Annotated in this window: 28 protein-coding genes; 14 read left to right on the forward strand and 14 right to left on the reverse strand. The window is 61.6% G+C overall.

Features of this window, described 5'->3' with window-relative positions; all coding sequences use genetic code 11:
- Positions 1-68: 68 nt before the first annotated feature.
- Positions 69-809 (reverse strand): metallophosphoesterase, encoded by a 741-nt coding sequence (locus RXV86_RS18870; RefSeq protein WP_316301956.1) that lies wholly within the window; start codon positions 807-809, stop codon positions 69-71.
- Between the two features lie 26 nt (positions 810-835).
- Positions 836-1,771, reverse strand: coding sequence for a LysR family transcriptional regulator (locus RXV86_RS18875; protein WP_316301958.1), 936 nt, complete (start codon positions 1,769-1,771; stop codon positions 836-838).
- 121 nt (positions 1,772-1,892) lie between these two features.
- Between RXV86_RS18875 and RXV86_RS18880 the strand changes: the two genes are divergently transcribed.
- Together RXV86_RS18880 and RXV86_RS18885 are read left to right on the forward strand one after the other, a co-directional pair.
- Positions 1,893-2,357, forward strand: a complete 465-nt coding sequence (locus RXV86_RS18880) for a cupin domain-containing protein (RefSeq protein ID WP_316301960.1) — start codon at positions 1,893-1,895, stop codon at positions 2,355-2,357.
- Positions 2,358-2,361: 4 nt separating this feature from the next.
- Positions 2,362-2,736 carry a hypothetical protein gene (locus RXV86_RS18885; RefSeq protein WP_316301962.1) on the forward strand — a complete coding sequence of 125 codons (375 nt, stop codon included), beginning with the start codon at positions 2,362-2,364 and terminating at the stop codon, positions 2,734-2,736.
- Between the two features lie 22 nt (positions 2,737-2,758).
- Here RXV86_RS18885 and RXV86_RS18890 read toward each other — a convergent pair whose 3' ends face one another.
- A complete protein-coding gene (locus RXV86_RS18890) occupies positions 2,759-3,940 on the reverse strand; it encodes a cytochrome P450 (RefSeq protein ID WP_316301963.1) in 1,182 nt (393 codons plus the stop codon).
- A gap of 165 nt (positions 3,941-4,105) precedes the next feature.
- Positions 4,106-5,137, reverse strand: a complete 1,032-nt coding sequence (locus RXV86_RS18895; protein ID WP_316301966.1) for a fatty acid desaturase — start codon at positions 5,135-5,137, stop codon at positions 4,106-4,108.
- A gap of 255 nt (positions 5,138-5,392) precedes the next feature.
- Here RXV86_RS18895 and RXV86_RS18900 point away from each other — a divergent pair, with 255 nt between their 5' ends.
- Positions 5,393-5,671 (forward strand): hypothetical protein, encoded by a 279-nt coding sequence (locus RXV86_RS18900; protein ID WP_316301967.1) that lies wholly within the window; start codon positions 5,393-5,395, stop codon positions 5,669-5,671.
- A 180-nt stretch (positions 5,672-5,851) separates the two neighbouring features.
- Here RXV86_RS18900 and serA read toward each other — a convergent pair whose 3' ends face one another.
- Together serA and RXV86_RS18910 are read right to left on the reverse strand one after the other, a co-directional pair.
- A complete protein-coding gene (serA, locus tag RXV86_RS18905; protein WP_316301969.1) occupies positions 5,852-7,447 on the reverse strand; it encodes a phosphoglycerate dehydrogenase in 1,596 nt (531 codons plus the stop codon).
- A 93-nt stretch (positions 7,448-7,540) separates the two neighbouring features.
- Positions 7,541-8,680: a phosphoserine transaminase gene (locus RXV86_RS18910; RefSeq protein ID WP_316301971.1), complete on the reverse strand. Its 1,140-nt coding sequence runs from the start codon at positions 8,678-8,680 to the stop codon at positions 7,541-7,543.
- A 158-nt stretch (positions 8,681-8,838) separates the two neighbouring features.
- On the opposite strand from RXV86_RS18910, the gene serB reads away from it, so the two are divergent.
- Positions 8,839-9,714, forward strand: coding sequence for a phosphoserine phosphatase SerB (gene serB, locus RXV86_RS18915; protein ID WP_316301973.1), 876 nt, complete (start codon positions 8,839-8,841; stop codon positions 9,712-9,714).
- 147 nt (positions 9,715-9,861) lie between these two features.
- A complete protein-coding gene (locus RXV86_RS18920; protein ID WP_316301974.1) occupies positions 9,862-10,692 on the forward strand; it encodes a 3-keto-5-aminohexanoate cleavage protein in 831 nt (276 codons plus the stop codon).
- A gap of 40 nt (positions 10,693-10,732) precedes the next feature.
- On the opposite strand, the gene RXV86_RS18925 is transcribed toward RXV86_RS18920, so the two are convergent.
- Together RXV86_RS18925 and RXV86_RS18930 are read right to left on the reverse strand one after the other, a co-directional pair.
- Positions 10,733-10,963, reverse strand: a complete 231-nt coding sequence (locus RXV86_RS18925) for a hypothetical protein (RefSeq protein ID WP_316301975.1) — start codon at positions 10,961-10,963, stop codon at positions 10,733-10,735.
- 121 nt (positions 10,964-11,084) lie between these two features.
- Entirely contained in the window at positions 11,085-11,522 is a 438-nt protein-coding gene (locus RXV86_RS18930; RefSeq protein ID WP_316301976.1) for an Lrp/AsnC family transcriptional regulator, read from the reverse strand.
- 120 nt (positions 11,523-11,642) lie between these two features.
- Between RXV86_RS18930 and RXV86_RS18935 the strand changes: the two genes are divergently transcribed.
- A complete protein-coding gene (locus RXV86_RS18935) occupies positions 11,643-12,698 on the forward strand; it encodes an ornithine cyclodeaminase (protein ID WP_316301979.1) in 1,056 nt (351 codons plus the stop codon).
- On the forward strand, positions 12,698-13,624 hold the full coding sequence (ctlX, locus tag RXV86_RS18940) for a citrulline utilization hydrolase CtlX (RefSeq protein WP_316302301.1): 927 nt from the start codon (positions 12,698-12,700) through the stop codon (positions 13,622-13,624). Before RXV86_RS18935 ends, ctlX begins: the two co-directional genes overlap by 1 nt.
- 189 nt (positions 13,625-13,813) lie before the next feature.
- On the opposite strand, the gene rlmN is transcribed toward ctlX, so the two are convergent.
- Positions 13,814-14,998, reverse strand: coding sequence for a 23S rRNA (adenine(2503)-C(2))-methyltransferase RlmN (rlmN, locus tag RXV86_RS18945; protein WP_316301981.1), 1,185 nt, complete (start codon positions 14,996-14,998; stop codon positions 13,814-13,816).
- Positions 14,999-15,201: 203 nt separating this feature from the next.
- On the opposite strand from rlmN, the gene RXV86_RS18950 reads away from it, so the two are divergent.
- The 3 genes from RXV86_RS18950 to RXV86_RS18960 all read left to right on the forward strand — a co-directional run bounded on the left by RXV86_RS18950 (position 15,202) and on the right by RXV86_RS18960 (position 17,557).
- A complete protein-coding gene (locus RXV86_RS18950) occupies positions 15,202-15,843 on the forward strand; it encodes a hypothetical protein (RefSeq protein ID WP_316301983.1) in 642 nt (213 codons plus the stop codon).
- Between the two features lie 283 nt (positions 15,844-16,126).
- Positions 16,127-16,753, forward strand: a complete 627-nt coding sequence (locus tag RXV86_RS18955) for a hypothetical protein (RefSeq protein ID WP_316301985.1) — start codon at positions 16,127-16,129, stop codon at positions 16,751-16,753.
- 120 nt (positions 16,754-16,873) lie between these two features.
- The gene (locus tag RXV86_RS18960; RefSeq protein WP_316301987.1) at positions 16,874-17,557 is read left to right on the forward strand and encodes a hypothetical protein; all 684 of its coding nucleotides are present in this window, start codon (positions 16,874-16,876) and stop codon (positions 17,555-17,557) included.
- On the opposite strand, the gene RXV86_RS18965 is transcribed toward RXV86_RS18960, so the two are convergent.
- The gene (locus tag RXV86_RS18965) at positions 17,554-19,233 is read right to left on the reverse strand and encodes an aconitase X (protein WP_316301988.1); all 1,680 of its coding nucleotides are present in this window, start codon (positions 19,231-19,233) and stop codon (positions 17,554-17,556) included. The genes RXV86_RS18960 and RXV86_RS18965 overlap by 4 nt on opposite strands.
- Positions 19,234-19,314: 81 nt before the next feature.
- Positions 19,315-19,854, reverse strand: coding sequence for an invasion associated locus B family protein (locus RXV86_RS18970; protein ID WP_316301989.1), 540 nt, complete (start codon positions 19,852-19,854; stop codon positions 19,315-19,317).
- Between the two features lie 178 nt (positions 19,855-20,032).
- Here RXV86_RS18970 and RXV86_RS18975 point away from each other — a divergent pair, with 178 nt between their 5' ends.
- Positions 20,033-21,028 carry an asparaginase gene (locus tag RXV86_RS18975; RefSeq protein WP_316301992.1) on the forward strand — a complete coding sequence of 332 codons (996 nt, stop codon included), beginning with the start codon at positions 20,033-20,035 and terminating at the stop codon, positions 21,026-21,028.
- Between the two features lie 379 nt (positions 21,029-21,407).
- Here the strand turns inward: RXV86_RS18975 and RXV86_RS18980 are convergent, their stop codons facing one another.
- Both RXV86_RS18980 and RXV86_RS18985 read right to left on the reverse strand, forming a co-directional pair.
- Positions 21,408-21,722 (reverse strand): hypothetical protein, encoded by a 315-nt coding sequence (locus tag RXV86_RS18980; protein ID WP_316301994.1) that lies wholly within the window; start codon positions 21,720-21,722, stop codon positions 21,408-21,410.
- A gap of 58 nt (positions 21,723-21,780) precedes the next feature.
- Entirely contained in the window at positions 21,781-22,623 is an 843-nt protein-coding gene (locus RXV86_RS18985; protein WP_316301996.1) for a TIGR00730 family Rossman fold protein, read from the reverse strand.
- Positions 22,624-22,699: 76 nt separating this feature from the next.
- Here RXV86_RS18985 and RXV86_RS18990 point away from each other — a divergent pair, with 76 nt between their 5' ends.
- The 3 genes from RXV86_RS18990 (at position 22,700) to RXV86_RS19000 (ending at position 25,054) form a co-directional block, all read left to right on the forward strand.
- The gene (locus tag RXV86_RS18990) at positions 22,700-23,620 is read left to right on the forward strand and encodes a threonine/serine dehydratase (RefSeq protein WP_316301997.1); all 921 of its coding nucleotides are present in this window, start codon (positions 22,700-22,702) and stop codon (positions 23,618-23,620) included.
- Positions 23,621-23,873: 253 nt separating this feature from the next.
- Positions 23,874-24,701: a 2,3,4,5-tetrahydropyridine-2,6-dicarboxylate N-succinyltransferase gene (gene dapD, locus RXV86_RS18995; RefSeq protein WP_316301998.1), complete on the forward strand. Its 828-nt coding sequence runs from the start codon at positions 23,874-23,876 to the stop codon at positions 24,699-24,701.
- An 11-nt stretch (positions 24,702-24,712) separates the two neighbouring features.
- A complete protein-coding gene (locus RXV86_RS19000; RefSeq protein ID WP_316302000.1) occupies positions 24,713-25,054 on the forward strand; it encodes a hypothetical protein in 342 nt (113 codons plus the stop codon).
- A gap of 15 nt (positions 25,055-25,069) precedes the next feature.
- Here the strand turns inward: RXV86_RS19000 and RXV86_RS19005 are convergent, their stop codons facing one another.
- The gene (locus tag RXV86_RS19005; protein WP_316302001.1) at positions 25,070-26,143 is read right to left on the reverse strand and encodes a transporter substrate-binding domain-containing protein; all 1,074 of its coding nucleotides are present in this window, start codon (positions 26,141-26,143) and stop codon (positions 25,070-25,072) included.
- Positions 26,144-26,248 lie beyond the last annotated feature (105 nt).

Raw genomic sequence — 26,248 nt, forward strand, 5'->3', positions numbered from 1 at the left:
GTCTTGGGATTTGACAATCGGTGCGGTTCCGGCCCGGGTGGCCGGAACCGCACACCCCACGGGCGGCGTCACGGATCGAGCGGGATACGGCCATGGGGTTCCAGAACCCAGACGCGGCCCTGGTCCAGAACGGCGGTGGTCAGCGGGCGGTCGAAGCCGGCGCCGCTGTCGAGGTTGACGCGGTTGCCATAGTGGCGGGGCAGTTCGATCGAGCTGTGGCCGTGGACCACCAGCCAGTTGAACGGCTCGGAATGCTCGAGGAACCGATCGCGGATCCACAGGAGATGTTCCTCGGTCTGCCATTCCAGCGGCAGGCGGGGGTCGATGCCAGCATGGACAAAGAGGAGCCCGGGTTCGAGATGGTAGAGCGGGCAGGCCTTGAGGAAATCGGTATGGAAATGCGGCACGGCGGCGCGGGTCGCGGCCCAGAGCTCATCGCCGGTGAGCGTGAGGTCGACCCCGTAGGAGGCCAGCGTGGTTGGGCCGCCCATGATCTCGTGCAACCAGCCCTGGCCCGAGGCGCGCGCCGTTCGCGAGCGGATTAGAGGGTGGTCGGGATTGCCGGTCTCGACATAGTCGAGAAACAGCCGGTCGTGATTGCCCAGGAGCACGATCCAGTCGCGGCCCTGACCGATTCCGGCGATCAGCGTGTCGATCACGGCGCGGCTGTCGGGCCCGCGATCAACCAGGTCTCCGAGAATCACGACGCGGGCGTCTGCGCCACCATCGGCCTCGATCCGGGTGAGGGCGTCGAGCAGCATGTCGTGCTGGCCGTGGATATCACCTATGGCATAGATTGGCTGGGTCATGGGGTTCGTCATTGTTCCCGGCAGATTTAGCCGTTTGCGACGGGAAGGGGAAGGCAGGTGATCGGTGCGAGAATGACGGCGATTTGATCCCTGAGCCAGGCGTGGGCGGGGCTGGAGGTGGCGCGGCGATGCCACATCATGCACAGTGTTGGTGTTGGGAGCGGCATCGGCGCCTGGTAAAGCGACAGGCCCAGCCTGGGTGCGACGCGGTTGGCCAGCTGGGTCGGCAAGAGGGCGATGAGATCGCTTTCGGCGACCGCGTTATAGACCCCGGAAAACACCGGCATGGTCATGACCACCTGCCTGTCGCGCCCAACTGCAGCCAATGCGTCATCGCCCATTCCGGTGGTCCGGCCCTCGGGCGAGAAAAGCACGTGGCCGAGGTCGCAATACAGGTCAATCGGGATGGTGTCGCCGGGCGACAGCCCTGCCTGTGCCAGCCGGGGGTGACCCGCGCGCGCAATCAGCGAGAAGGTGGAGCGGATGACATCCCGGCTTTCGGCCCATGGGGGAAAATCGACACGCGGGATCAGCGCCATTTCAATTTCGAACTGTTCGAGGGTCTCGACGTAGTCATCCGGCACGAGATTGACCAGTTGGACGCGGATACCTGGGGCATTGGCCGCAAGGTGGCGGGCAAGATCCGGCATCAGAAGCTCGGCAAAGAAATCGCTTCCGGCGATGCGAAAATCCAGCTGGGCGGTTTTAGGGTCGAACCGGGACGGGGCCGACAGAAGGTTTTCGATTTCGGCAAGCTTGTCGTGAAGGGGCTGCTTCAGGTCGAGGGCAAACTGGGTCGGTTCCAGCGCGCGGCCCAGCCGGGTCAGCAGCGGATCGTCCAGCGCATCCCGCAGCCGGGCAAGCGCCGCCGAAACGGCAGGTTGGGTGAGGCCAATGCGGCGGGCCGCGCCCACGGTTGAGCCTTCTTGCAGCAGGGCGTCCAACACGCGGAGGAGGTTCAAGTCGAGTGTTTTGAAATTCATAATGTTTATTCTAAGAATACAAACAACAAATTTTCCATATGAATTTTTGTCTGCCACCCTGACCAGGTAGCCGGAGAAAGAGCACCGGACGGAGGCTGACATGCATATTCTTGGACCTGATACATTGGAATGGATGGGTACGGCCTATCTGTTCAAGTTGGGGGCGGCGGAAACCGACGGACGGATCGCGATCTTCGAAAGCGTGACCGAGGCCGGGCATGGACCGGCTATCCACAAGCATGGAGATGCCGACGAAGCATTTGTCGTTCTGTCCGGAGATGTGGAATTCTGGTTGGAAGGCGCGCGAACAGTTCAAGGCCCTGGTGCGACAGTTTTTGTCGAACGAGGGGCCGAACATGCCTTCCGCGTTTGTGATGGCGCTCCAGCAAGGATGTTGACCATCGTGTCGCCGGGTGGATTTGAAGAGTTTTTTCGTGAAATGGCCGAAGGCCAATACGTGCTTCCGCGTGACATGGAGGCCGTGGAGGCGGTGGCCGAAAAATACCAATTGCACTTTACCGGTCCGCCATTGAGCGGACGAAAAAAACAGGAAATGGGAGGGTGAATATATGAAAGGTGTAGCTTTGTATTTCTTTGTAACCGCCACCGTGGCGGTGACGCTTGGGATGATCTGGGGCATTCAGATGTCGGCCAGTGGCGATCATGCGTTGGGGGGCGCGCATGCGCACTTGAACCTTGTTGGGTGGGTGACGATGGCGCTTTTCGGGGTTTATTACCATCTGACACCGGCGGCGGCCGAGGCGATGTTGGCCAAGGTGCATTATGTCGTGGCGCTGGCCGGGTTGGTGATCATGGTCCCGGGGATCGTTCAGGCGATACGCGAAACAGGTGAGACGCTGGCCAAGGTCGGATCATTTCTGACGCTGGCCTCGATGGCGATTTTCCTCGTCACGGTTCTGATGAACGCCCGGCGAACCGCGTAATCCAGCCTGGAGCCTGCCGGGATCAGTTCAGCGTCACCGGCAGGTTCAGTGGACCGCGAAAGCCGAAGCCGCGCCATACGACGGCGGCGGGGTCGGGTAGTGACAGGTTGGGGAAGCGGTCGAACAGCATCGGCAGGATGAGGTTCACCAGCATCATCCGGGCGATATGCGTGCCCTGGCAGAAATGCGGCCCGGTACCAAAGCTCTGGTGGGTCTTTTTCGGACGGAAGAGGTCGTAGACCTCGCCGTTGTCATGAACGTCTTCGCATCGGCCGGCGCTGGCCTGAGAGGTCATCACGATCTCGTCCCTGGCGATGAAGTACCCGCGGATCTCGGTATCTTCGAGGGCGCGGCGCGAGCTGGCCTGGATCGGCGCGACCCAGCGGACGCCTTCTTCGAAGGCCTCGGCAAACCATTTCGGGTCTTCGCGCACCGCGGCGATGTGATCGGGATTGGTCAGCAGACCGAACAGAATGGTGCAGAGCGCATCGCGCGGTTCGTTGATGCCGCCGCCGATGGCGATTTTCACGTTGGCGCGGATTTGGCTGAGTTCGATCGGGTCGTCGGCGTTGACCATGGCCGAAAGCGCCGAGGGGCCCTGTTCGACAAGGTGGCGTTCGGTCTCGCGGTCGAAAAGCGCGTTCATATCGTCATGGGCGGCGTCGACAATGGCAAAGGGTTCCGGGTCCCAGCCGAAATTGCCAGCGCCATCGATCAGCGATTGTGACCAGTGGATCATCTGGTCGTCCGTGGCGCTTTCGATGCCCAGAAGGTGGGTCAGGCAGCGGGCGGAAAAGGGGGCGGCGAGTGCGCTGAACAGATCTATGGTTGCACCGCGCGGCAGGCGTGACACGTAGGTTTCGGCGATGTCATGATAGATACCGGTCCAATGGTCGCGGATGTTGCGAGGAGCGTAGGCCGGTGCCATGGCACCCCGTTCGCGCAGATGCGCCGCCCCGTCCTTGCGCATCAGGGTATGGGCATGAAAGGCACGTTTCATCGGGGTGCCGGGGTCATCGGCGGAAAAGAGCGCGGGCGTGTCCTTGACGTATTTGGTGTCGGCAGCTTTGGTCAGGAGGGTCCGGCCAAGGGCGGGGACGCGACACACCGGGGCCTCGGCGCGCAGGCGGCGAAAGATCGGGTAGGGATCACGCACCAAGTCGGGGATGGTGATGGTATTGTCGGTGGGCGGTGTCGGGGCCATCGCGTGCTGTCCTCTTTACAGGCGCAGCCTAGGGCGAAGGGGCAGTTTGGCGCAACAGTCGAGAGAGCGGCAGGTTTTGGCCTGGAGCGGACGTTGAGGATGAGCCGTGATTCCGTGCGGGGCTCTGCTTGGCCAATGTTCCCGCAGAGCCATACGCGGCCCGGCTCAGGGCAGGGCGCGTTCCTGGCCGAAAGACAGCATGCGTTGCGATTTCTCATCCCACAAGTGCAGCCGCGCATTGGCGAAGCTTTGGCGGATTGTCATGCGGTTGATCTGGGCCAGTTCGTCATGGTCGCGCAACACCTCGGTCAGGCGATAGAACGGGATGCGGCTATAGAGATGGTGGACGTGGTGAATGCCGATGTTGGCGCTGAACCAGCGGATCACCGAGGGCAGTACGTAGTATGAGCTGCCATGGAGCGCAGCGTCGTGCAGTTGCCAGTCTTCGGCGGTGTTCCACCGGGTGTTTTCAAACTGGTGCTGAACGAAGAACAGCCACATTCCGGCCGTGGCGGCGATCAGGGTCGAGGGCAGGAAGATCAGCAGGATTGCTGCCAGCCCGCCGAAATACAAGATCAGCGAAAGGGCGATGAGGATGGCAGCGTTGGTGGCAATTGCGCTGACCCAGTAGCGCGATTGATGCATCAGCCCGACCGGCAGGCGCTGTTGCAGCAGGAATAGGTAGGACGGTCCAAGACCGAACAGGACAAGCGGATGGCGGTAGAGCCGGTATTGCAAGCGTCCCCAGGAGGACAGCGCGCGGTATTCCGCCACGGTCAGAGTGTGGATGTCGCCCATGCCGCGTTTGTCGAGGTTGCCATGACTGCCGTGATGCACCGCGTGGGTGCGTTGCCAGACGTCATAGGGGGTTAGGGTCAGAATTCCGATGGTGCGACCGACCCAATCGGAAAGATGGCGGCTTTTGAAGAAGGCCCCGTGGCCACAATCGTGCTGGATCGCGAAGAGACGCAGAAGAAAGGCGGCGTTGAGGGCCGAGATCGCAAAGGTGAGCCAATAGCTGATGGACATGGCCCACCAGGCGAGGCCCCAAAGCGCAAGGAACGGCCCAGCGGTGATGGCAAGCTCGGTCACACTCCGTAACGGGTTGGGATCTCGATAGAGTGACAGGGTTTTGACCCAATCGCGGGCTGCGGGCATGACCGGGTGATCCGGAGTGCGTTCAGTGGAAAGTGTCATGTGCCTGTTTGTCTTGCCGTGGTTGGAAGCATCTTCGGCAGCAAGCATGGTCAGGCTTGATTTCAAAAAGCTTTAGAAGGGGGGATAAAGCACCAGCCCGCCAAGGCAAGTGAAAATCCTATGCTGGGCGAATTCGACGCGATTGTGCGCTGATTGGGCGGGCTGGCGCGAACCATCATTGTTTGTTGGTTGTGCCCTCTAGTGGCCGTTTCTATCCAAATGCGAGCAACGGAAGTATGTTTTCAACTGAAAGGTGTGGCTGCGCGCGAAATCTTGCGGCGAGTGATCGAGGCCGTGCTGTTGGCGGGCCGTGATGTCAGCCCGGAAGGACAGTACACGACCGGCAAGGTCAAACCTGCAGAAGCCTCAGAGGTTCCGGTCGCACCGGCGGGTGTCGCGGTTTTTGCCGGTGCGCCGGACAAGCCGTTTACAGAAGTGAAGGCGTTGGACATCACCGTTAACAAGCTGACGGCATTTCATCCCAACCCAACGAAAGAGGCGGTACTTACTGCGCTGCGGAAAGAGGCTGCCTAGCTTGGCGCGGATGCGGTGATCAACGTGACTGTCTCGGATGTCAAGGCCGTGCCGCTGAGCTGGGGCGCGCGTTGCGCACGCGGAGTGACGGCGAAGTTCTTCTCCAGCCGATGTGACTGACATGAAAAAGGCGCCACCCCGAAAGGAGCGGCGCCGTTTCCTTGTTCAGTGCGGTTCGGCTCAGGCGACGTCGAATTCCAGCATTTTGACCTGCTGGAACATGCCGGTGGCGTTGAGTTTCTCCAAAACCGCCGGATCAACCAGTTTGTCGACGTACAAGAGCGCGATGGCGTCGCCGCCGGGTGCGTTACGGCCCAGGGTAAAGTTGGCGATGTTGACGCCGTTTTCGCCCATGGTGGCGCCCAGGGTGCCGATGATGCCGGGGATGTCCTCGTTGGTGGTATAGACCATGTGGGCGCCGATTTCGGCGTCGATGTTGATGCCCTTGATCTGGATGAAGCGCGGTTTGCCATCGCTGAACACGGTGCCGCCGATGGAGCGTTCCCGCTTGTCGGTGACAACCGTGAGCTTGATATAGCCGTCAAACGCGCCGGATTTGTCCTGGCTGGTGGTGCTGATCTGGATGCCGCGATCCTTGGCGATCACCGGGGCCGAGACCATGTTCACGTCCGGGTTGACCGATTTCATGATGCCCGACACGGCGGCGCAGTTCAGCGCCTCGAGGTTCATGTTGCTGGCCACACCATCGTAAAGGATGTTGATCGCCTTGATCGGCTCGTCCGTCAGCTGGCCGATGAAGGCACCGAGGTGATCGGCAAGCTTGATCCACGGGCCCATGACCTTGGCCTCTTCGGCGGTGACCGAAGGCATGTTGAGCGCGTTGGTGACGGCGCCGGTCAAGAGGTAGTCGGACATCTGTTCGGCCACTTGCAGGGCAACGTTTTCCTGGGCCTCGGTGGTGGCGGCGCCCAGGTGCGGGGTGCAGACCACATTGGGCAGGTTGAAGAGCGCGTTTTCGGTCGCGGGTTCGACGGCGAAGACGTCGAAAGCGGCGCCGGCGACGTGGCCGGATTTCAGCAGTTCGGACAGCGCCTCTTCGTCGACAAGACCGCCACGGGCGCAGTTGATGATGCGCACGCCTTTCTTGGTTTTCTCGAGGTTTTCACGGGACAGGATATTCTTCGTGGCCTCGGTGAAGGGGACGTGCAGGGTAATGAAGTCGGCACGCGCCAGCAGGTCGTCAAGTTCGACCTTTTCGACGCCCATCGAGTCGGCCTTTTCTTCGCTGAGGAAGGGATCGTAGGCGATGACCTTCATCTTCAACCCGCGGGCCCGGTCGCAAACGATGCCGCCGATGTTACCGGCGCCGATGACGCCGAGGGTTTTGTTGGTCAGCTCGGTGCCCATGAATTTGGACTTTTCCCATTTGCCGGCGTGGGTGGACGCGCTGGCTTCGGGGATTTGGCGGGCCACGGCGAACATCATGGCGATCGCATGTTCGGCGGTGGTGATCATGTTGCCGAACGGCGTGTTCATCACGATCACGCCTTTTTTCGACGCGGCGTCCTTGTCGATATTGTCGGTACCGATACCGGCGCGGGCGATGACCTTGAGATTGTCGGCATTGGCGAGGATCTTTTCGGTCACCTTGGTGGCCGAGCGGATGGCGAGACCGTCATATTGGCCGATGACCTCGGCCAGCTTGTCCTTGTCCTTGCCAAGGTCGGGCTGGAAATCGACGTCGATGCCGCGATCGCGGAAGATCTGAACGGCGGTTTCGCTGAGTTTGTCGGAGACGAGTACTTTGGGGGCCATGGGTTTGGTCCTTTGATGAATGTAGGGGCGGCGTAAGGTGCGTGAAATCACGCACCTTACGCTGGATTTGTAGGGTGTGTGCTTGCACGCACCTCAGGCGTTGATTTCGGCGTTGAAGGCGGCTTCGACCCAGGGCATCAGCGCTGCAACGTCGGAGGTTTCGACCGTGCCGCCGCACCAGATGCGCAGACCTGCGGGGGCATCGCGATAGGCGCCGATGTCGTAAGCCACGCCAGCGTCTTCGAGACGTTTGGCAACGGATTTTGCGAAAGCTGCGCCGTCGGTGATGCGATCATCGGTGAACTTCAGGCACACCGAGGTGTTGGACAGGGTTGCCGGGTCATGAGCGAGGAAATCGATCCAGTCATGTAATTCGACAAAATCCGCCACCGCCTTGGTATTGGCATTGGCGCGGGCCATCATGCCCTTGAGGCCGCCAACCGAGCGGGCCCAGTCGAGGGCGACGAGATAGTCCTCAACCGCGAGCATCGAGGGCGTGTTGATGGTGGCACCGGTGAAGATGCCTTCGATCAGCTTGCCCGCCTTGGTCAGGCGGAAGATTTTCGGCAGCGGCCAGGGCGGGGTGTAGGATTCGAGCCGTTCCACCGCGCGGGGGCTGAGGATCAGCATGCCGTGGGCTGCTTCGCCACCCAGCACCTTCTGCCAGGAGAAGGTTGTGACGTCGAGCTTGTCCCAGGGCAGGTCCTGGGCGAAAGCCGCCGAGGTGGCGTCGCAGATGGTCAGGCCTTCGCGGTCCTCGGCAATCCAGTCACCGTTGGGGACGCGCACGCCCGAGGTGGTGCCGTTCCAGGTGAAGACAACGTCATTGGCAAAATCGACCGAGGCCAGATCGGGCAGTTCGCCGTAGTCGGCCGTTTTGGCGATGGCGTCGAGCTTGAGTTGTTTCACAACATCGGTGACCCAGCCGGAACCGAAAGACTCCCAGGCCAGCATTTCGACGCCACGGGCACCGAGCAGCGACCACAGTGCCATTTCGACGGCGCCGGTGTCCGAGGCGGGCACGATGCCGATCTTGTAATCGGCGGGGATGCCCAGAACCTCACGCGTGCCTTCGATGGCGGCCTTGAGCTTGGCCTTGCCAACAGCGGCACGGTGCGACCGGCCCAGGGCGGCGTCTGAGAGTTTGGACAATTCGAATGTGGGGATTTTGGCGCAGGGGCCAGAGGAAAAACGCGGGTTAGCCGGCCGCGTCGCCGGTTCTTGCATAGCCATTTGTGCTACCCTTCCAGATAAGCGCCTCTCGTTGGGGAGAGGTGTCCCACCGCCGGAATTACGGGGGAGAGAGGTCTTTCGCAAGTGCAGAAATGTCGGTATGGGGACGCAAAACGCCGGTTTGCGGCGTCAAATGGCTACGATCGGAAACTTCGTAAATGCATATCGTCACTTTGTTAACCTCTCCTGCTGACCCGAAACTGGCACAGGCGCTGGTCGATTCGCTGCGCAATGCCTGGGGTGGGAGTGAAGCCCGCTGGCTGGCCATGAACGAGGCGGCGGAGTTTGCCGTCGAGGCCGTGCCGGGCAATTTCTGGGAGGTCTGGGGCGACCTGCAGGGGATGGGCGTGGACATGGCGGTGCAGCCCGAAGCGGGGCGCAGGAAGAAGATGCTGCTGGCGGATATGGATTCGACGATGATCCGGCAGGAATGCATCGACGAGTTGGCCGAAGAGGCGGGTGTCGGGGCGCATGTGAAGGAGATCACGGCGCGGGCGATGAATGGCGAGCTGGATTTCGAAGGGGCGTTGATCGAGCGGGTCGGGCTGTTGAAAGACTTGCCCGAAGGTGTGATCGGCAAGGTTCTGGAGGAGCGCATCGAGCTGACGCCGGGCGGGCGTGAATTGCTGGCCACGATGCGCAGCAACGGGGCTTATGCGGCGCTGGTGTCGGGCGGGTTCACGGCGTTTACCGCGAAGGTGGCGGCAGTGCTGGGGTTTGATGAGAACCGGGCCAACACGCTGAGTGTTGAAGGTGGCGTTCTGACCGGTGAGGTTGGCCGCCCGATCCTTGGTCGCGAGGCCAAAGTGCAGGCATTGGAAGAGATTTCCGCGCGGCTAGGCATCGAAGAAGCCGATGTGATGGCCGTGGGCGACGGGGCCAACGATCTGGGCATGCTGGGGCGGGCCGGATCGGGTGTGGCGCTGCATGCCAAGCCAAGCGTGGCCGCGCAGTGTGACCTGCGGGTGAATTTCGGCGATCTGACTGCGCTGCTCTACTTGCAGGGCTATCCCAAGAGTGACTTCGCCGGGTGACGGTGGGTTGAAAACCCACCCTACGGGTTGCGGTGGTCAAGCACCGGTGTTCTTATCCTGAGGTGTGCCGAGTTGAGAGGGTCGGAGCGGGGGCCAGCCCCCGCACCCCCGGGATATTTGTGGCAAGAGGAAGAGGGGGAAGGTGCAATGGGCAAGCCTTGTATTATCTGCGTGGCGATTACCGGATCGGTGCCGACCAAGGCGGACAATCCGGCGGTGCCGATTACCGTGGCGGAGCAGGTGGAGAGCACCCAGGCGGCATTCGAGGCGGGCGCGAGCATTGCCCATTGTCACGTGCGGCTGGATGACGGGACGACGACGAGCGACCCTGAACGGTTTGCGCAGCTGAAAGAGGGGATCGAGGCGCATTGTGCGGGGATGATCGTGCAGTTTTCGACTGGAGGCCGGTCTGGCGCCGGGGGCGAGCGCGGCGGGATGCTGCCGCTCAGGCCCGACATGGCGAGCCTGACGGTGGGGTCGAATAATTTCCCGACGCGGGTTTACGAGAACCCGCCGGACCTGGTGGCGTGGCTGGCGGGCGAGATGACGAAATACGAGATCACGCCGGAGATCGAGGCGTTTGATCTTTCGCACATTCACCAGGCGGTGCGGATGCATGAGGCCGGGATCCTGCCGGGCAAACTTTACGTGCAGTTTGTCATGGGGGTGAAGAACGCCATGCCTGCCGACAAGGACGTGTTCGACTACTACGTCAAGACGATGCAGCGGCTGGCACCGGACGCTGAGTGGTGCGCCGCAGGCGTGGGCCGGCACCAGATTGAGGTGAATGAATGGTGTATCGCCGCCGGTGGCCATACGCGCACCGGGCTGGAGGATAATATTCGGCTGGATCGTGACCACCTGGCACCCAGCAACGCGGCGCTGGTCGAGCGCGCGGTGGCGCTGTGTGACAAGTATGAGCGACCCGTGGCCAGCGTGGCGCAGGCGCGCGAGATACTGGGGCTGCGGCGCACGTGAGGTGCCGATGCCGGGCATGAGGCCCGGCCTACGGTTTGTCTCAGGCGGCGCGCCGGTCGTCGTCGTCGGACGTGATTTCGGGCAGGGTGCAGAGCTCGGTCTTCTTGAGAAGCGAGGTGATCACCTGACCGTGGTCGGTGTCCTTGATGGCGTAGCCATAGCCGCGCAGGCGGAATTTCCATTCGCGTTCGCTAAGCGACATGCTGCGTTCGCGCAATACGATTTCGCAAATCTCTGCGGTCATTTCTGGGTCAAGTTGCTCGTGTTTCATTGTCCTACCTTTCGCAACAAACTGTTGACGGTTTGACGATGATGCGGGGCAAAGGCAGGATTTCAGCAACAATGCGGTCTTTTCGGGGTGGATTGTGGCGGGATCGCCCGATTTGAGGGGATCAGACGGTTGTCAGCAGCAGGCTGGTTTCGCTGTTGGAGATGCCGTCGATTGAGCGGACCTCGCGCAGGACACGGTCGAAACCCTCTAAGCTGTCGGTCTGGAGTTCTGCCACCAGATCCCATTTGCCGTTGGTGGTGTGCAGCCGGTGCAGTTCTGACAACCCGCGCAGGCGGCGGATCACCTGGCTGGTGGATTTGCCGACCACTTCGATCATCATCACGGCGCGGATGGTGTTGTCTGCGTGGTCTTCGCGCACGCGGACTGTGAAACCCAGCAGCGCGCCCGAGTTCAGAAGCCGGTCGAGCCGCGATTGCACGGTGGTGCGCGAGACGCCCAGCACGGTGGCCAGTTTTGACACGGGCGCACGGCCGTCGGCGCGAAGCTGGGCGATGAGACGGCGGTCGAGATCGTCAAAGATATGTTTCGAGTCTGTCAATTTGCGTGGCTCCAGTAGGCATATTGTATAGATACTGGTGGAAATGCAGGCAAGTTGGGAATTTTTCGGCAATTCTTGCAGGGGCAGGATCGCGGGGTGCTGGAACAGGAGACCCGAGCCATGTCAATCGCCCCCTCAGAGCTTGCTTATGTGCCGTTTGTGTCGGTCGAGAACATGATGCGCCTTGTCCACCACATAGGGGTGGAAGAGATGATGGCGGGGATCTGCACCAATCTCGAAGAGGACTTCCGCCGTTGGCAGGCGTTCGACAAGACCCCGCGTGTGGCGAGCCATTCGCAGGAGGGGGTGATCGAGCTGATGCCGACATCCGATGGCGAGACCTACGGGTTCAAATATGTGAACGGGCATCCGAAGAACACGCGCGAAGGGTTGCAGACGGTGACGGCGTTCGGTCTGTTGGCGGATGTCTATACCGGTTACCCGGTTCTGCTCTCGGAAATGACGGTGCTGACGGCGCTGCGCACGGCGGCGATGTCGGCTTTTGCGACCAAGGTGCTTGCGCCCAAGGCGGCGAAGACCATGGCGATGATCGGCAACGGGGCGCAATCCGAGTTCCAGGCGCTGGCACTGAAGGCGATTTGCGGGATCGAGACGGTACGGATGTATGACATCGACCCGAGCGCCACAGCTCGCGCGGCGGGGAACCTTGAAGGGCGGATGAATGTTGTATCCTGTGGGTCGCCGGAAGAGGCAATTGAAGGCGCGCAGGTGATCACCACCTGCACCGCCGACAAGCAATATGCCACGATCCTGACCGACAACATGGTCGGGGCAGGGGTGCATATCAATGCGATTGGCGGGGATTGCCCGGGCAAGACCGAGTTGCACAAGGACATTCTGTATCGCTCGGACGTGTTCGTGGAATACACGCCTCAGACGCGGGTCGAGGGAGAAATCCAGCAGGTGGGTGAGGATTTCGAAGTCACCGAGCTGTGGCAGGTTTTGAGCGGTGCGCGCCAGGGGCGGCGGGACCGGCGGCAGATCACCCTGTTTGACGGGGTCGGGTTTGCCATCGAGGATTTCTCGGCCCTGCGCTACGTGCGTGATCAGCTTGAGGGCACGGGGATTTATCAGAAGCTGGACATGCTGGCGGACCCGGATGATCCGCGCGACCTGTTTGGCATGGTTGAGCGCGCAGGGGAGGCGGTGAGATGATGCATCAGGCGATGTCGGTTCAGGCGCCGGCCTCGGTTGTGATGGTGCGGCCGCATCATTTCCGGGTGAATGCCCAGACGGCGGCGGATAATGCTTATCAGGCGGATCACCCGGCGGATGCCAAGGCGGCGTATGACGAGATCACAAGGGCGGCAGAGGTGTTGCGCGCGCAGGGCGTGCGGGTGCATCTGTTCGAGGATGAGGGTCGCGAGACGCCGGACAGCGTGTTTCCGAACAACTGGTTTTCGACCCATGCCGGGGGCCATGTGGCGATCTACCCGATGAAGCCCGAGAACCGGCGGTTGGAGCGGCGGGCGGATGTGATCGAGATGCTCAAGCGGGACTACCGGGTGCAGGATATCATTGATTACTCGGGGCTGGAGGCGGACGGGCTTTACCTTGAAGGCACCGGGGCGATGGTGCTCGATCATATCGACCGGGTGGCCTATGCGGTGGAAAGCCACCGGACCAGTCCGATTGCGCTGGAGCGGTTTTGTACGCATTTCAATTACGAGCCGATGGCGTTTGCTGCAGCGGATGCTGACGGGGTGCCGGTCTATCATACCAATGTGCTGATGTGCATCGGGACCGGGTTTGCGTTGATCGGTGCTTCGATGATCACCGACCCGGCGCGACGGGCCGAGGTGATGCAGCGGTTGGAACTGTCGGGGCGCGTGGTGGTTGATCTGAGCGAGGATCAGATTGCCGGGTTTGCCGGGAATGCGATAGAGTTGCAGGGGGGCAAGGGGCGGATATTGGCGTTGTCGGAGACGGCGTTTTCATCGCTGAGCGAGGCCCAGAAGGAAGCGATTGAAGAGACGGCGCGGTTGGTGCCGCTAGACATTCCGACGATTGAAATGGCTGGCGGGTCGGTGCGCTGTACGATTGCCGGAGTGCACCTGTCGCCGCGTCCCGGGATGGGCTGACATTTGCCAAGTAGAACCCGAGCGGAATCAAGGCCGCAGGCCGCCGCGAGATCACCAGACCGCCCGCACGGCTGGTGATTTTGAGAGGGCAGCGTGACGCTGTCAGCTAGTACGGATTTAACCGGGATTAAGCGGCCCAAACAAGCATTGGGTCACCATCCCGCGGTTTGGTGATCTCGCGGCTTGCTCTTACAACCCCGTTTCCGCAGCGATCTGTGCCCGCGATTTCCGAGCCCGTTCGGTGGCCGATTTCAACTGGCCACAGGCTGCCATGATGTCTTCGCCGCGCGGGGTGCGAATGGGCGAGGCGTAGCCCGCCTTGTAGATGATGTTGGCGAAGCTTTCGATCCGCTCCCAGTCGGACCGCTCGTAAGGAGAGCCGGGCCATTCGTTGAACGGGATCAGGTTGATCTTGGCCGGGATGCCCTTGATCAGTTTGATCAGGCGGCGGGCATCTTCGTCGCTGTCATTCACGTCCTTGAGCATGACGTATTCAAACGTGATGCGTTCCGAATTGCTGGCCTTGGGATAGGTGCGCAAGGCCTCGAGCAGTTCTGCGATGTTCCAGCGTTTGTTGATCGGCACCAGCTTGTCGCGGACCTCGTCCGTGGTGGCGTGGAACGAGATGGCGAGTTGGCAGCCGATTTCGTCGGCCGTGCGGGCAATTTCAGGGACAACGCCCGAGGTCGACAGGGTGATGCGACGGCGTGAGAGCGAGATGCCCTCGGGGTCCATGGCGATCTTCATCGCGTCGCGGACGTTTTCGAAATTGTAAAGCGGCTCGCCCATGCCCATGAGGACGATATTTGACACAAGCCGGGGGCGGGCATCGGAACCTTCGCCGGGCTGGGTCCATTCATCCAGATCATCACGGGCGACCATGATCTGACCGACGATTTCGCCGGCGGTCAGGTTACGGACCAGTTTCTGGGTGCCTGTATGGCAGAAGGAGCAGGTCAGGGTGCAGCCGACCTGAGACGAGACGCAGAGCGTGCCGCGGTCGGTTTCGGGGATATAGACGATTTCAACCTCGTGCCCGCCTGCGATACGCACCAGGTATTTGCGGGTTCCGTCGGCCGAGACCTGCTTGGTGATCACTTCGGGGCGTTCGATAACAAAGTTCTCGTCCAGAAGCGCGCGGTAGGGTTTGGCGAGGTTGGTCATCTCGCCGAAATCGGAAATGCCTTTCTGATAGATCCACTGCCAGATCTGGTTTACTCGCATGCGCGCCTGTTTCTCGGGGGTGCCAGCAGCGATCAGGTGGTCGCGCAGCCCCTCGCGGGTGAGGCCGATGAGGTTGATCTTGCCGTCCTCACGCCTGGGTTGGCGGGGCAGGGCAGTGACATCGGGGTTGATCGGTGTATCGGTGGGCATGTGCAGCGTCCTTTGAAGGGACCTTTATATAATCGGTTCGCGGGAAATAGCAAAATCCACGGGTGTTGCAATCCACCGTGATTTTGACGTCGCGCATGTCAGGAGGGCCGATAGTGTGGTACCGTTCGGCGTCGGTTGAGTTTTGCCGACGCGAAGAGGATATTGAAATGCGAAATCCATTGTTTGTTTTGCCCTGTTTGATGATGACTGTGGGGATGGTGGGTGTTGCGACCCCGGGATGGGCCGAAGACATACCCGGGCTAAAAGTCGATATTTGTGACCCCTTCGTTGGTGCGGACTACGAAGAAGATGACGGCGACGAGGAAGAAGAGGCGAAGTTCGTCCATCAATATGATCAGGAACGCAGCGAGGTGATACGTCGCGCAGGCGACGTGATGGCTGCGCTTTACGAGGAAACCTGGAATCTGGAGACCAGCGCAACGGTTGAACGGCACGAGCTATGCCAGGCCGAACCAAGTTATGTCGTGCACTGGACCCGGATGATGGACCGCGACGAGGCGGGCAAGCCCGTTGTGGCCATGGAGGGCCTGTTCAGTTTCCACAAGGATGGCACGTTCCGTTATGTCTATGCCAAGCGGCCTTATGAGGGCACCTGGACGTTCCGCGATGGCATGATGGAGATGAATGCGAAGTGGCTGAACGGTGGTGCGCCCTATGTCGTGCCGGTCGAAAAGGTCACGACGCCGGTGACCGAAGAGGTTGCCGAGGGGGAAGAAGGTGACGGTTATGACGAGATTGTCTATCGCACCGGCTGGTTCCGGCATCTGAGGTTGCCGACTACGGCGAAAGGCCAGATTCAGCATTGCGCCTGCGTGAACCAATAGCCGCAGCAACCAATAGCCGCAGCGCCTGGGGTTTTGGGGTGGCTGATGTAATTTAGCTGGCCTGAAGCCTGTCTGCAGCTTCAAGGGAATCGCCTTTCCTCCAAAACCCCGAGTATTTCTGAGCTATGGGCAGTGCGTGCGGGGCACCTGTCGCAGTGCGGTTGGCAATCCCGGTTTGGATTCAGGGCCTTACCCAGCGTCAACGCCTGCGACAATCGCACACATATGTCGATAGAAAAATATATGAATAATCGAATATAATGTTTTGTTGGAGGAAGACGCGATGAAAACCCTGATCAAATCCATTGCCACGGCGGGTGCCATGGCAATTGCCGTAACCGGCGCATGGGCCCAGGACACCGATAACGAAGGTGCCGAGAAATTCGAAAAGGCCGCTGAATACTACGGGAACTGCAACGGCGTCGAAGCCGCCGATTTCGAAGCTATCCGTGAACAGGTCGATGCCTTTACCAATGTGGTGGTGATGGCCGAGACGCTGAACGATCCGGAAAAGCTTTTCAAGCTGATGGACGCGGTCAACGATCCGCACACCGTGCATGTGATGGCGAAATGCGCTATGGAGCCGGTGATGTGGGACACCTGGATGGAAAGCGCTTTCAAGCCGGCCACCTGGATGGAAGCCAGCCTGGCGATCACGAACCCGGAAGGCATGGTCAAGTGGGCCTTGGCACCGCTTAACGAAGAAGTCTGGAAATCGGCTGCCAATCACCTGAACCCTGACAAGTATGTCAAATGGGGTGAGTCGCTGATCAACCCGACCTTTTATGAGCCGGTAACGGACATGCTGGAACTGGACTGGTACACGCCGCGCCTGGCATGGTTCGTAGAAGCCGACAGCTATGCCCCGATGCTGCAGATGTTTGACCTGGACGCCTGGAAGATCCAGTAAGCATACGCCCGGTTCGATCTGAATTCAGAAGCGGCCCTCCGGTAAACGGGGGGCCGTTTTTCGTTGTGTCATGCGGCCGGGTCGGGGCAAGCTGGGCAGTGACGCTGGAAAGGATGCGCGATGCGAATTGCATTGATTGGCGATTACTCAGCGGAGGTGGCAGCGCATCGGGCGATCCCGGTGGCGTTGCAGATGGAGTCGCAGGCCCGCGGTGTCGAGGTCACAGGGGAGTGGCTGGGGACCAAGGGGTTAGAGGACCCATCGGTTCTGGGGGCGTATGACGCGGGCTGGGTGGTGCCGGCGAGCCCCTACGCCAGTTTCGACAACGCGCTAGAGGCGATCCGGTACCTGCGCGTGCATGACATGCCGTTTCTCGGCACCTGCGGGGGGTACCAGCATGCTGTTGTGGAATACGCCCGTAACGTTCTCGGGCATCAAAAGGCCGGAATCACCGAGATCGACCCGGAATGTGAAATGCCGATGGTGTCGTCCCTGGTCTGCGCCCTGATTGACGAAGACGACCCGGTGCTGCCCGAGCCGGGAGGGTTGATTGCGCGGCTCTGTGGCGAGGACGCGCTGCAGGAAACCTATCGCTGCAGTTTCGGCCTGAACCCAGAGCATGAGGGAGTTTTCGAGGGTAGCGATTTCAAGGTGGCGGCGCGGGACCCGGACGGGGCGGTTCGGGCGATGGCGCTTGCGGGGAAACGGTTCTACCTGGGCACGGCGTTTCAGCCCGAACGTGCGGCACTGAAGGGGCGGCGGCATCCGGTGGTGACGGGATTTGTGGATGCGGTGGCGGGTTAGGCTGACAGCCAGCCCGGCAGCGTGTCTTCGGCATGACCGGTTTCAGCGGCACGGGCGCAGTCGGCGAGGCTGCCGAAGCGAACGGCCCGGCCGGAAAGGCCGGGGGCATAGTGGGCGTATTTGCCGGAATTGGTCATCAGGGTTTTGGCTGCCCGGGGCAGAACCGGTTCGGAAATCGAGCACCAGCAGAGATCGGAAACGATGGTGACACCCGCGGATTCCAGCTGGGAGATGAGGCCCTCGGCCTTGGCGGTGGATTTGGTGTCGCGGCCAAGCGTGATGATGATCCCGGTCTTGGGGTGACGGGTTCGCGATTGCATCAAATGGGCAAAAGCGCGGGTTTCCTCGAGTGAGAAATGCGGACTGCCGAGGGCGACGAGGTCGATCGTGGCAGGGCCTTGATTGAAGGCCTGCCAGGATCGGACGAGGTCATCACGGGTGAGTAGGATATGCGCCGCGTCCGGGTCTGGCGGCAGGTTGGCCTCGGGGGTGATCCCGGCCACGTGCAGCATCGGTGCGGCCGAGGTAGTGCCGAAAGCAGCACAGAGGGCGCGCAGGTCGTCGGCGCTGGGAGTTGTATTTTCCAGCCCGGTGAGCAGCGGGATACGATCCGGCGCGGCCTGCCCGGCGAGCCAGCCGAGCATCGGCCAAAGCGCGTCGTCGTAGTGTTCGGGCAGGTCGACTGAGATCACCACCTGGGCCACGCGGTTTTCCTCGAGATAGACGCCCGATTGCGGGGCGCGGCCAGTGAGGGCGATGAAGAGGTCAAGGAAATCGGGGTGTTTGGCACTACGTGCGCCGAGAACAGAATTGGCGTAGATCACCGCGTTCGATTCGGACCAGCCGATGTCTTCGCCTTCGGCCGGACGGTTATCGGCCTGATAAGGCGCGCAGGTGAAATTGTCCTGAACGCCCATGTCGACATAGGTCTGGGCCAGTTGGCTGGCGGGGTGACCGAAGAAGGAAGGCACGCCTTGGGCCTGCCAATTGTCGAAATCGACAGAAATCGCATTCGTGGTCGTCGGGATGGCCACCCGCGCGCCCATGTCGGCCATCTTGCGGGCAAAGCTCAGGTAGGCTGGGGCGGCATAGATGCAGCCGTCGATATGGCCCCGCGACACCGGGATCAGTCGCGTGGCGCGCTGAACAACGGCCATTTTGCACAAGGTCTGCATCGCCAGTTGCACGGCCGGTCCCTGCGCCCCCTCCAGCATGGCGCGTTCCTCGGTCGTAAGGTCCAGTTCGGCATCCGACAGCAGCGGCAGGCTCATCGACACGGTGCCGGCCATCAGCCGCGTGCCGCACAGCGTGGCGCGGGGTTGCCGGGCGAGGCGGTCGTAATCGGCGGGTGGCAGGCGCAGAACGGCCACCGCGTGATCGAACATCTCGGTAGCGAGGACGGCGCCGAGGGTCAGGATGTCCTCGTCCTCGCGAAAGATCAGAGCCGCCGGCGCCAGCCGGTTCATTGCCAGTTCCAACAGGACGCCGCTGCCCGAGCACGAGCCCCGGCTGGTGGGCATCATCACCGCCTTGCCGGCGAGAGACTGGCCATGCTGGGGGTGATGGGCATCGATGATCCGACCGGTCTCGGGGTCGACCCCGCCCCAGAAACTGAGCCCCTCGGAACAGACCAGGATATCGGCCTCGAACGGCACCTGAACAATCAGCGCCCGCATGTCGGGCTCGGGAAGGTCGTGTGAGAGATGATAACAATCACGCCGCCCCGAGAGCGGGGCGGCGTTAATTGGTCTGCAGGTTTACTTGCAGCGCTTCTCGGCATCTTCGACAGCAGCGGTAAAGCCGGAGAGCGAGAATGTATCCTTGGTCTTGGTGCCGCGCGACGAGCGTGCGGTCAGGATGGCCTTGGAGCCGCGTTTCATTGCCGTCAGGATCTTGGCATCATCAGCGGGCGAGGCCGGCCAGGCCCATTCGCCTTCGGCGTAGAGCTCATAGGAATTGCCATCAACCGATAGGTTGACGGTGGACCCCGACGCGAAGGGGTAGCCACCGGTAAAGGTGATCTGGCCCGATACGCCCGCCCCGGGACGGAAGAAGGCCATCAACAGGATGTCCGAGCGGCGCACGGCCACGACACGGCCTTCCTTGGTGTTGACGGTTTCCTTGGGCGAGGACACGGCCCAGCATTCGCGGGGGTTCTTGTCTTCGAACACGGACCAATCGGTTTTCGCTGCAACCTGATTGGTGCTGGTTTCTTGCGCGGATACGGATGTTGCCGACAGGGTCGGGGCCAGAGCGAGGAATGCCCCGGCACAGGTTAGCGCAATACGTGATACCATATTCACAGCCTCCAGCTGTCTTTTTGCCTCAAACTTGCGGCCGCTGCACCGTGGCGATTCCGCCTTCTTTGGTTCACGGGCCGATATTTTCACTCGACATTGCTACATTAGACTGAAATCTGCCATGGACGGAAGAGGAATTGGCGAAATTTCGCGTAAGTTTGAAGGAAGAGTGAACATGACGGCACCGGTAGAAATGGCGCAGGTCTGGCGCGGGGATTTCCTGGAATGCGTGCATATGGGGCATGCGGTGGTCTGTAACGCCCAGGGTGAGGTGGTGCAGGCCTGGGGCGATCCCGATCTGGTGGTGTTGCCACGCTCCAGTTGCAAGATGATCCAGGCGCTGCCGCTGGTGGAAAGCGGCGCGGCGGATGCGGCGGGGCTGACCTCCGAACATCTGGCGCTGGCCTGTGCCTCGCATAACGGTGCGTCGATCCATGTGGATAGGGTGCGGACATGGCTCGACAACCTGGGGCTTGGCGACGACGATCTGCGGTGTGGCGGCCATGTGCCGCGCGACAAGGAGCAGGAGAAATGCGTGATCTGCGGCCATGGCCCGGACCAGGTGCATAACAATTGCTCAGGCAAGCATGCGGGGTTCCTGACCCTGACCCGGCATCTGGGTGCAGGACCGGAGTATATCGAGGCCGATCACCCGGTACAGCTGGCTGTGAAAGAGGCTTTCGAGGATGTCTCTGGCGAAGACAGCCCCGGTTTTGCCATCGACGGCTGCTCGGCCCCGAATTTCGCCACTTCGCTGAAGGGGATGGCGCGGGCGATGGCCTTCTATGCGAACGCCGGTGACGGGTCTGTGCGCGACCGGGCTGCGGTGCGGCTGCGACAGGCAATGGTCGCGCATCCGGAGCTGGTGGCCGGTGAAGGTCGCTCTTGTACCGAGCTGATGCGGGCGATGGACAGTAAGGTAGCGCTGAAAACAGGGGCGGAAGGATATTTTGCTGCGATCCTGCCCGAGCTGGGATTGGGCGTGGCGCTCAAGATCGTCGATGGTCAGACCCGCGGCGCGGAGTGTGCGATTGCATCGATGCTGGTCGAATTGGGCGTTCTGGATGCAGACCATCCGGCGGCGCAGAAGTTTCTCAATGCGCCGATCACCAATTGCCGGGGGATCGATGCGGCATATGTCCGGCCCGGGGCTGCATTTGCGGGCGTTTGAAATTCAAAGCGACATGCGCCCCAGAGCCGCGCTCCCACCCCACTGACGACAGGTGTTTGCTCGGCAAGCACCGAAAGTGCCCTCCCCGCGCGGCTTTGGGGCGCAGTGATCCAACTGCTGACCGATATTCAGATGGAGAGGGGGAAATGAGTATTTGGGTCAAGAAAGAGCACAGGGAATCATGTCTCTTTCTTGCGAAAATACTCCAATTCGACGGTGAAGCGTGGCGTTCGGTTTCAATTCGAACGTGACGATGCAGAACCGCCGCGCGCGAGCGCGGCACTACCAGATACCATGCGGGGCCGAGCGTAGCGAGGCCCCTTGGCGACGCTGCCAGGCGGCGCAAATCCTTGCAACTGTCGCCAAGATGCGGCCGGTCTCACATCTCCATTGCTTCGGCGACTTCCACCGTCCCGGCCCCGTTTTCGAGGATAGGGCAGCCTTGGGCGATGGCGCAGGCCGCGTCAATGTCGGCGGCGTTGACCAACGTGTAGCCTGACACCGGGTTGGCGCCGCCATTGTCTTCGACACCCGAGGCCGTGACGGTTTTCGACATGCCTGCCGGGTTGCCACCATCGACCAAGTCGCCACCGATTCCTTCGAGCCAGGACATCCAGGCCGCCATCACGCGTTTGCCCTCTTCTTCGGTCTCGGGGCGCCCGCCGCCGTGGTAGATGAACATGAACTTCGGCATGTGATCCTCCCTGTTCGCTATGGAAGAAGGATACCACAGGCGGTGGTTTTCCAGTAAATCACCTTCCCGGGAGGTCGTCGCGGCACGGCTCAGGGTCGAAATTCTCGATGATCTCGACCGCTTCTTCGGCGGTGTCGACAAAGCGGAAGAGGTTGAGATCCTCGTCCGAGATCGTACCGGCCTCGGCCAGGGCGTCCCAGTTGATGATTTTTTCCCAGAAGGCGCGACCAAACAGCAGGAACGGCACCCGTTTCATCCGGCCGGTCTGAATCAGGGTCAGGGATTCGAAGGTTTCGTCCAGCGTGCCAAAGCCGCCGGGGAAGACACAGACGGCGCGGGCGCGCATCAGGAAATGCATCTTGCGAATGGCGAAATAGTGGAAGTTGAAGCACAGATCGGGGGTGACATATTCGTTTGGCGCCTGTTCGTGCGGCAGCACGATATTGAGCCCGATCGAGGCGCCGCCCGCGTCCATGGCGCCGCGGTTGCCGGCCTCCATCACGCCCGGGCCGCCACCTGTGCAGATGACGTATTCCTTGCCATAGGTTTCCATCGACTTGGCGGTCATCAGCCGCGAAAACTCGCGTGCAACGTCGTAGTATTCCGACAGTTCAGCCAGCGTCTTGGTGCGGGCGCTCTTTTTGTTGGCAGGTTCCGGGATGCGGGCGCCGCCAAACAGCACGACGGTGCTTTCGATGCCGCGCTCATCGAGGATCATCTGAGGTTTCAGAAGTTCCAGTTGCAGACGTACCGGGCGCAACTCGTCCCGGCAGAGGAATTCCTCGTCGGCGAAGGCGAGGCGGTAGGCCGGTGCGCGGGTTTGCGGCGTGTCGGGGATGGCTTCTGCCGCTTCGCGGTCGGTATGGGCATCGCGGAACGGGCTGAGACGATCATCTTTCATGTGGTTTCCCTGCTTGCACGTTTTTCCCACGCCTATAGGGTTTGACCTTCGGACGCCAGTGACGGGAGCGTGAGGCATGGATTGGTTGAGCGAGATTGAGGCGGCAAGGGCACGGGTCCGGGGGCATGTGGTGAAAACCCCGGTTCTGGAGGTCACGGGGTTTGGCCTAGACTATCCGGTCGAGATGAAGCTGGAGCAGATGCAGCATACCGGTAGTTTCAAAGCGCGGGGGGCGTTCAACACACTGCTCAGCAGCGATGTGCCCGAGGGCGGCGTGGTCGCGGCGTCAGGCGGCAATCACGGCGCAGCGGTGGCTTATGCGGCCCATGCCTTGGGGATCCCGGCGCATATTTTTGTTCCGGAAATGGCGGGGCCGACGAAGATTGGTCTCATCCGCTCTACCGGGGCCGAGTTGAGCGTCGTGGCTGGCGAGTACGCCAATGCGCTGGCGGGGGCCGAGGCGCATGAACAAGACACCGGGGCGATGCAGATCCATGCCTATGACGCGGTGCCGACCGTGGCGGGGCAGGGGACCTGCATGGCCGAGTGGGAAGAACAGGGGTTGCAGGCGGATACGGTGCTGATCGCCGTGGGCGGCGGTGGGCTCATTGCCGGGGCGCTGGCGTGGTTGCAGGGGGTGCGCAAGATCGTGGCGGTGGAACCCGAGACCTCTTGTGCGCTCAATGCGGCACTTGAAGTGGGGGCGCCGGTGGATGTGGAGGTGTCGGGTGTGGCCGCCAATGCGCTGGGGGCGCGGCGGATTGGGAGTATTTGTCATGGGCTGGCCGAGAAACATCTGCACCGATCAGTGACCGTGACGGATGAGGCGATCATCGCGGCGCGCGATGCCTTGTGGCGCGAGCGGCGGCAATTGGTGGAGCCAGCGGGTGCGACGGCGCTGGCGGCGTTGATGAGCAGGGCTTACGTGCCGGCACCGGGTGAGCGGGTGGCGGTGTTGGTCTGCGGGGCCAATGTAGCGCCCGATCCCTTGGGGTGATTGCCGCCCTCAGGCGCCTCCCACCCACCCTACCCCGGCGCCTTCGGGCGGCAATGGGGGTGTTCGAATTGAAAGCCGGGTGGTGTTTGTGAGCGCGGGTTTGAGTATTTGGGCAAAGAAAGAGCGCCGGGGCGGCGATCCGTTTGGCCGGGGTGAGGTGTAGGGCGGGGCAAATGACAGCGGGCCGCATTGATCACGGCGGGGCTTGCCGCTATAGCGGCGCGAACCGAGGGATTAATGGGAGACGCCCGAAATGTCGAATGCAGCACTTGAAACCGCCATCGAGGCCGCGTGGGACAACCGCGATGCCATTACGTCCGCCACCACAGGGGAAACCCGTGAGGCGATCGAAGACACTCTGAACGCGCTCGATAGCGGCAGCCTGCGGGTGGCCGAGCGTCAGGAGGACGGCAACTGGCATGTGAACCAGTGGGCCAAGAAAGCCGTGCTGCTTGGCTTCCGTCTGAAGGACATGGAACGGCAGGACGGCGGGCCGCAGGCCGGTGGCTGGTGGGACAAGGTCGATAGCAAGTTCAAGGGCTGGGGTGATAACCAGTGGCAGGCGGCGGGGTTCCGCGCGGTGCCGAACTGTGTCGTCCGCAAGAGCGCTTTCATCGCGCCGGGCGTGGTATTGATGCCGTCTTTCGTCAACTTGGGTGCTTATGTCGACGAGGGCACCATGGTGGACACCTGGGCCACGGTGGGCAGCTGTGCCCAGATCGGCAAGAACGTGCACCTCAGCGGCGGCGTGGGCATAGGCGGCGTGCTGGAGCCGATGCAGGCCGGGCCGACAATCATCGAGGACAACTGTTTCATCGGCGCACGTTCGGAAGTCGTGGAAGGCTGTATCGTGCGTGAGGGCTCTGTTCTGGGCATGGGCGTGTTCATCGGCCAATCGACCAAGATCGTCGATCGCGATACCGGTGAGGTCATGTATGGCGAAGTACCCAGCGGTTCGGTCGTCGTCGCAGGGTCGATGCCGAGCAAGAACGGTGTGAACCTTTACTGCGCCGTGATCGTGAAGCGGGTGGATGCACAAACCCGCTCGAAAACCTCGATCAACGAGCTGCTGCGCGATTGATGCGGCGGGGTGTGGTTTTTACACTGTGCCTGCTGGCAGGGACAGCTGCCGCGGCGGGGCCTTATGACGGGATCTATCGCCCAGATTATCCCGGCGCCGAAAGCTGGGATTGTCGCACGGTTGGGATGGATGGCGGTGCGCTGGCGGTACGCGATGGCAGGCTTGTCGGGGTTGAAAGCAATTGCGCCCTGACCAACCCGATCAGCATACGCGGCATGGCGGCAACGCTTTATGATGCCGAATGCAGCGGGGAAGGCGAGACCTATTCCCGGCGGATGATGTTGATGACGACACAGGACGGCATCGCGATCATCGAGGATGGGTTTACCGATATGCTGGTGCGCTGTCCGTAATCCCGCGCCGCTGAATCAGTTCGAAGCGCCGAAGTAACGGATGCGCAGCGCGTCGTAGCGGCCTGTTTCCCGCAGGTTCAGCAGTGCACGGTTGATTTCCTCGGTCAGCGGGCTGTCCGAGGGTAGAGCGATGCCATAATTCTCGGGTTTGAAATTGCGCGGCACCAGCCGTCCGAAGGCGGCACCGTCGTTGCGCACATACCAGGCCAGGATCGGGCCGTCGAAGACCACGGCATCCAGCTTGCCCTCTTCGAAGGTGCGCAGCATGTCCTGCAGATTGCCAAATTGCTGATGCCCGATGCCGCGGCTGTCGAGAAAGGCCGACGCGGTGGAGCCGGTGGTCGAGGCCACCTTGCGGCCGTCGAGGTCGGAAAGGTTGTCGATGTTCCCCGAGATCGCCTCGATCGTCATGGCTGCGGTGATCCGGGCGACGAAGATCGACACGATGAAGAGGGATGATATCACCAGCAGAACCGCGAACACGCGGCCCGGACGGGACTGGGGCGCCCGTTCCTCGAAGCCGCCATTGACCACGAGGTTCAGCGCCCACCAGAAGGACGGGAACAGCGCGTCACCAGCGGGGCGATCAAAATAGGGTTGGCGGTTGCGCTCGAACAGCCACATCAGCATGCCGCCACCGAACAGCAGCGCGCCGGCGGCCAGAAGCGCCAAGATCAGGTCACGGGCGAACAGCGCGCGCAGCAGGCTGCTGCCGTTGCCGCCGTCCAGCGGCACCATGATTTGGACGCCGCTTTCGAAGATCGGGTGCGAGAAATCCATTGCGGTTTCGCGCGCCGCGGTGATCGAGATATTGGCGATGGCGCCGTCGACCTTGCCCTGTGCGATGGCATCGAACATGTCGGAAAATTGCGTGACCCGCTGGAACTGAATCTCGCGGCCCATCTCGGCGGCAATGTCCTGCATCAGTTCAACGGAGAAACCTCGGAACCCCTTTGGTGTTTGGGTTGAAAAGGGTGGCCGGTCGACGGTTGCGAAGGTCAGGCTTTGTGCCGTGCTGGCGGCTGGTAGGACCAGTGCCAAAAACAGGGTGACAACCCCCTGCAAGACAAGTGCAGTGCGTGTTTTCATGGCATGTATCCCCATCTGCCGTGCAGAGAGGTTTACACAGGCGGGTGCGGGATGCCTAGTCTGGACCTTTGCGGCATGTTGCGGCATGGGGAACCAGGTTTCAGA

Origin of the sequence: Aliisedimentitalea sp. MJ-SS2 (assembly GCF_032586155.1) — a bacterium.
In the GTDB taxonomy this organism is placed as follows: Bacteria; Pseudomonadota; Alphaproteobacteria; order Rhodobacterales; family Rhodobacteraceae; genus JAWHTC01.

Bases quoted from the DNA above. Each gene is read 5' to 3' on its own strand.
- RXV86_RS18870 (WP_316301956.1), bottom strand. From the start codon at position 809: ATGACCCAGCCAATCTATGCCATAGGTGATATCCACGGCCAGCACGAC.
- RXV86_RS18880 (WP_316301960.1), top strand. From the start codon at position 1,893: ATGCATATTCTTGGACCTGATACATTGGAATGGATGGGTACGGCCTAT.
- RXV86_RS18885 (WP_316301962.1), top strand. From the start codon at position 2,362: ATGAAAGGTGTAGCTTTGTATTTCTTTGTAACCGCCACCGTGGCGGTG.
- RXV86_RS18890 (WP_316301963.1), bottom strand. From the start codon at position 3,940: ATGGCCCCGACACCGCCCACCGACAATACCATCACCATCCCCGACTTG.
- RXV86_RS18895 (WP_316301966.1), bottom strand. From the start codon at position 5,137: ATGACACTTTCCACTGAACGCACTCCGGATCACCCGGTCATGCCCGCA.
- serA (WP_316301969.1), bottom strand. From the start codon at position 7,447: ATGGCCCCCAAAGTACTCGTCTCCGACAAACTCAGCGAAACCGCCGTT.
- RXV86_RS18910 (WP_316301971.1), bottom strand. From the start codon at position 8,680: ATGGCTATGCAAGAACCGGCGACGCGGCCGGCTAACCCGCGTTTTTCC.
- serB (WP_316301973.1), top strand. From the start codon at position 8,839: ATGCATATCGTCACTTTGTTAACCTCTCCTGCTGACCCGAAACTGGCA.
- RXV86_RS18920 (WP_316301974.1), top strand. From the start codon at position 9,862: ATGGGCAAGCCTTGTATTATCTGCGTGGCGATTACCGGATCGGTGCCG.
- RXV86_RS18925 (WP_316301975.1), bottom strand. From the start codon at position 10,963: ATGAAACACGAGCAACTTGACCCAGAAATGACCGCAGAGATTTGCGAA.
- RXV86_RS18935 (WP_316301979.1), top strand. From the start codon at position 11,643: ATGTCAATCGCCCCCTCAGAGCTTGCTTATGTGCCGTTTGTGTCGGTC.
- ctlX (WP_316302301.1), top strand. From the start codon at position 12,698: ATGCATCAGGCGATGTCGGTTCAGGCGCCGGCCTCGGTTGTGATGGTG.
- rlmN (WP_316301981.1), bottom strand. From the start codon at position 14,998: ATGCCCACCGATACACCGATCAACCCCGATGTCACTGCCCTGCCCCGC.
- RXV86_RS18950 (WP_316301983.1), top strand. From the start codon at position 15,202: ATGACTGTGGGGATGGTGGGTGTTGCGACCCCGGGATGGGCCGAAGAC.
- RXV86_RS18955 (WP_316301985.1), top strand. From the start codon at position 16,127: ATGAAAACCCTGATCAAATCCATTGCCACGGCGGGTGCCATGGCAATT.
- RXV86_RS18960 (WP_316301987.1), top strand. From the start codon at position 16,874: ATGCGAATTGCATTGATTGGCGATTACTCAGCGGAGGTGGCAGCGCAT.
- RXV86_RS18965 (WP_316301988.1), bottom strand. From the start codon at position 19,233: ATGCGGGCGCTGATTGTTCAGGTGCCGTTCGAGGCCGATATCCTGGTC.
- RXV86_RS18970 (WP_316301989.1), bottom strand. From the start codon at position 19,854: ATGGTATCACGTATTGCGCTAACCTGTGCCGGGGCATTCCTCGCTCTG.
- RXV86_RS18975 (WP_316301992.1), top strand. From the start codon at position 20,033: ATGACGGCACCGGTAGAAATGGCGCAGGTCTGGCGCGGGGATTTCCTG.
- RXV86_RS18980 (WP_316301994.1), bottom strand. From the start codon at position 21,722: ATGCCGAAGTTCATGTTCATCTACCACGGCGGCGGGCGCCCCGAGACC.
- RXV86_RS18985 (WP_316301996.1), bottom strand. From the start codon at position 22,623: ATGAAAGATGATCGTCTCAGCCCGTTCCGCGATGCCCATACCGACCGC.
- RXV86_RS18990 (WP_316301997.1), top strand. From the start codon at position 22,700: ATGGATTGGTTGAGCGAGATTGAGGCGGCAAGGGCACGGGTCCGGGGG.
- dapD (WP_316301998.1), top strand. From the start codon at position 23,874: ATGTCGAATGCAGCACTTGAAACCGCCATCGAGGCCGCGTGGGACAAC.
- RXV86_RS19005 (WP_316302001.1), bottom strand. From the start codon at position 26,143: ATGAAAACACGCACTGCACTTGTCTTGCAGGGGGTTGTCACCCTGTTT.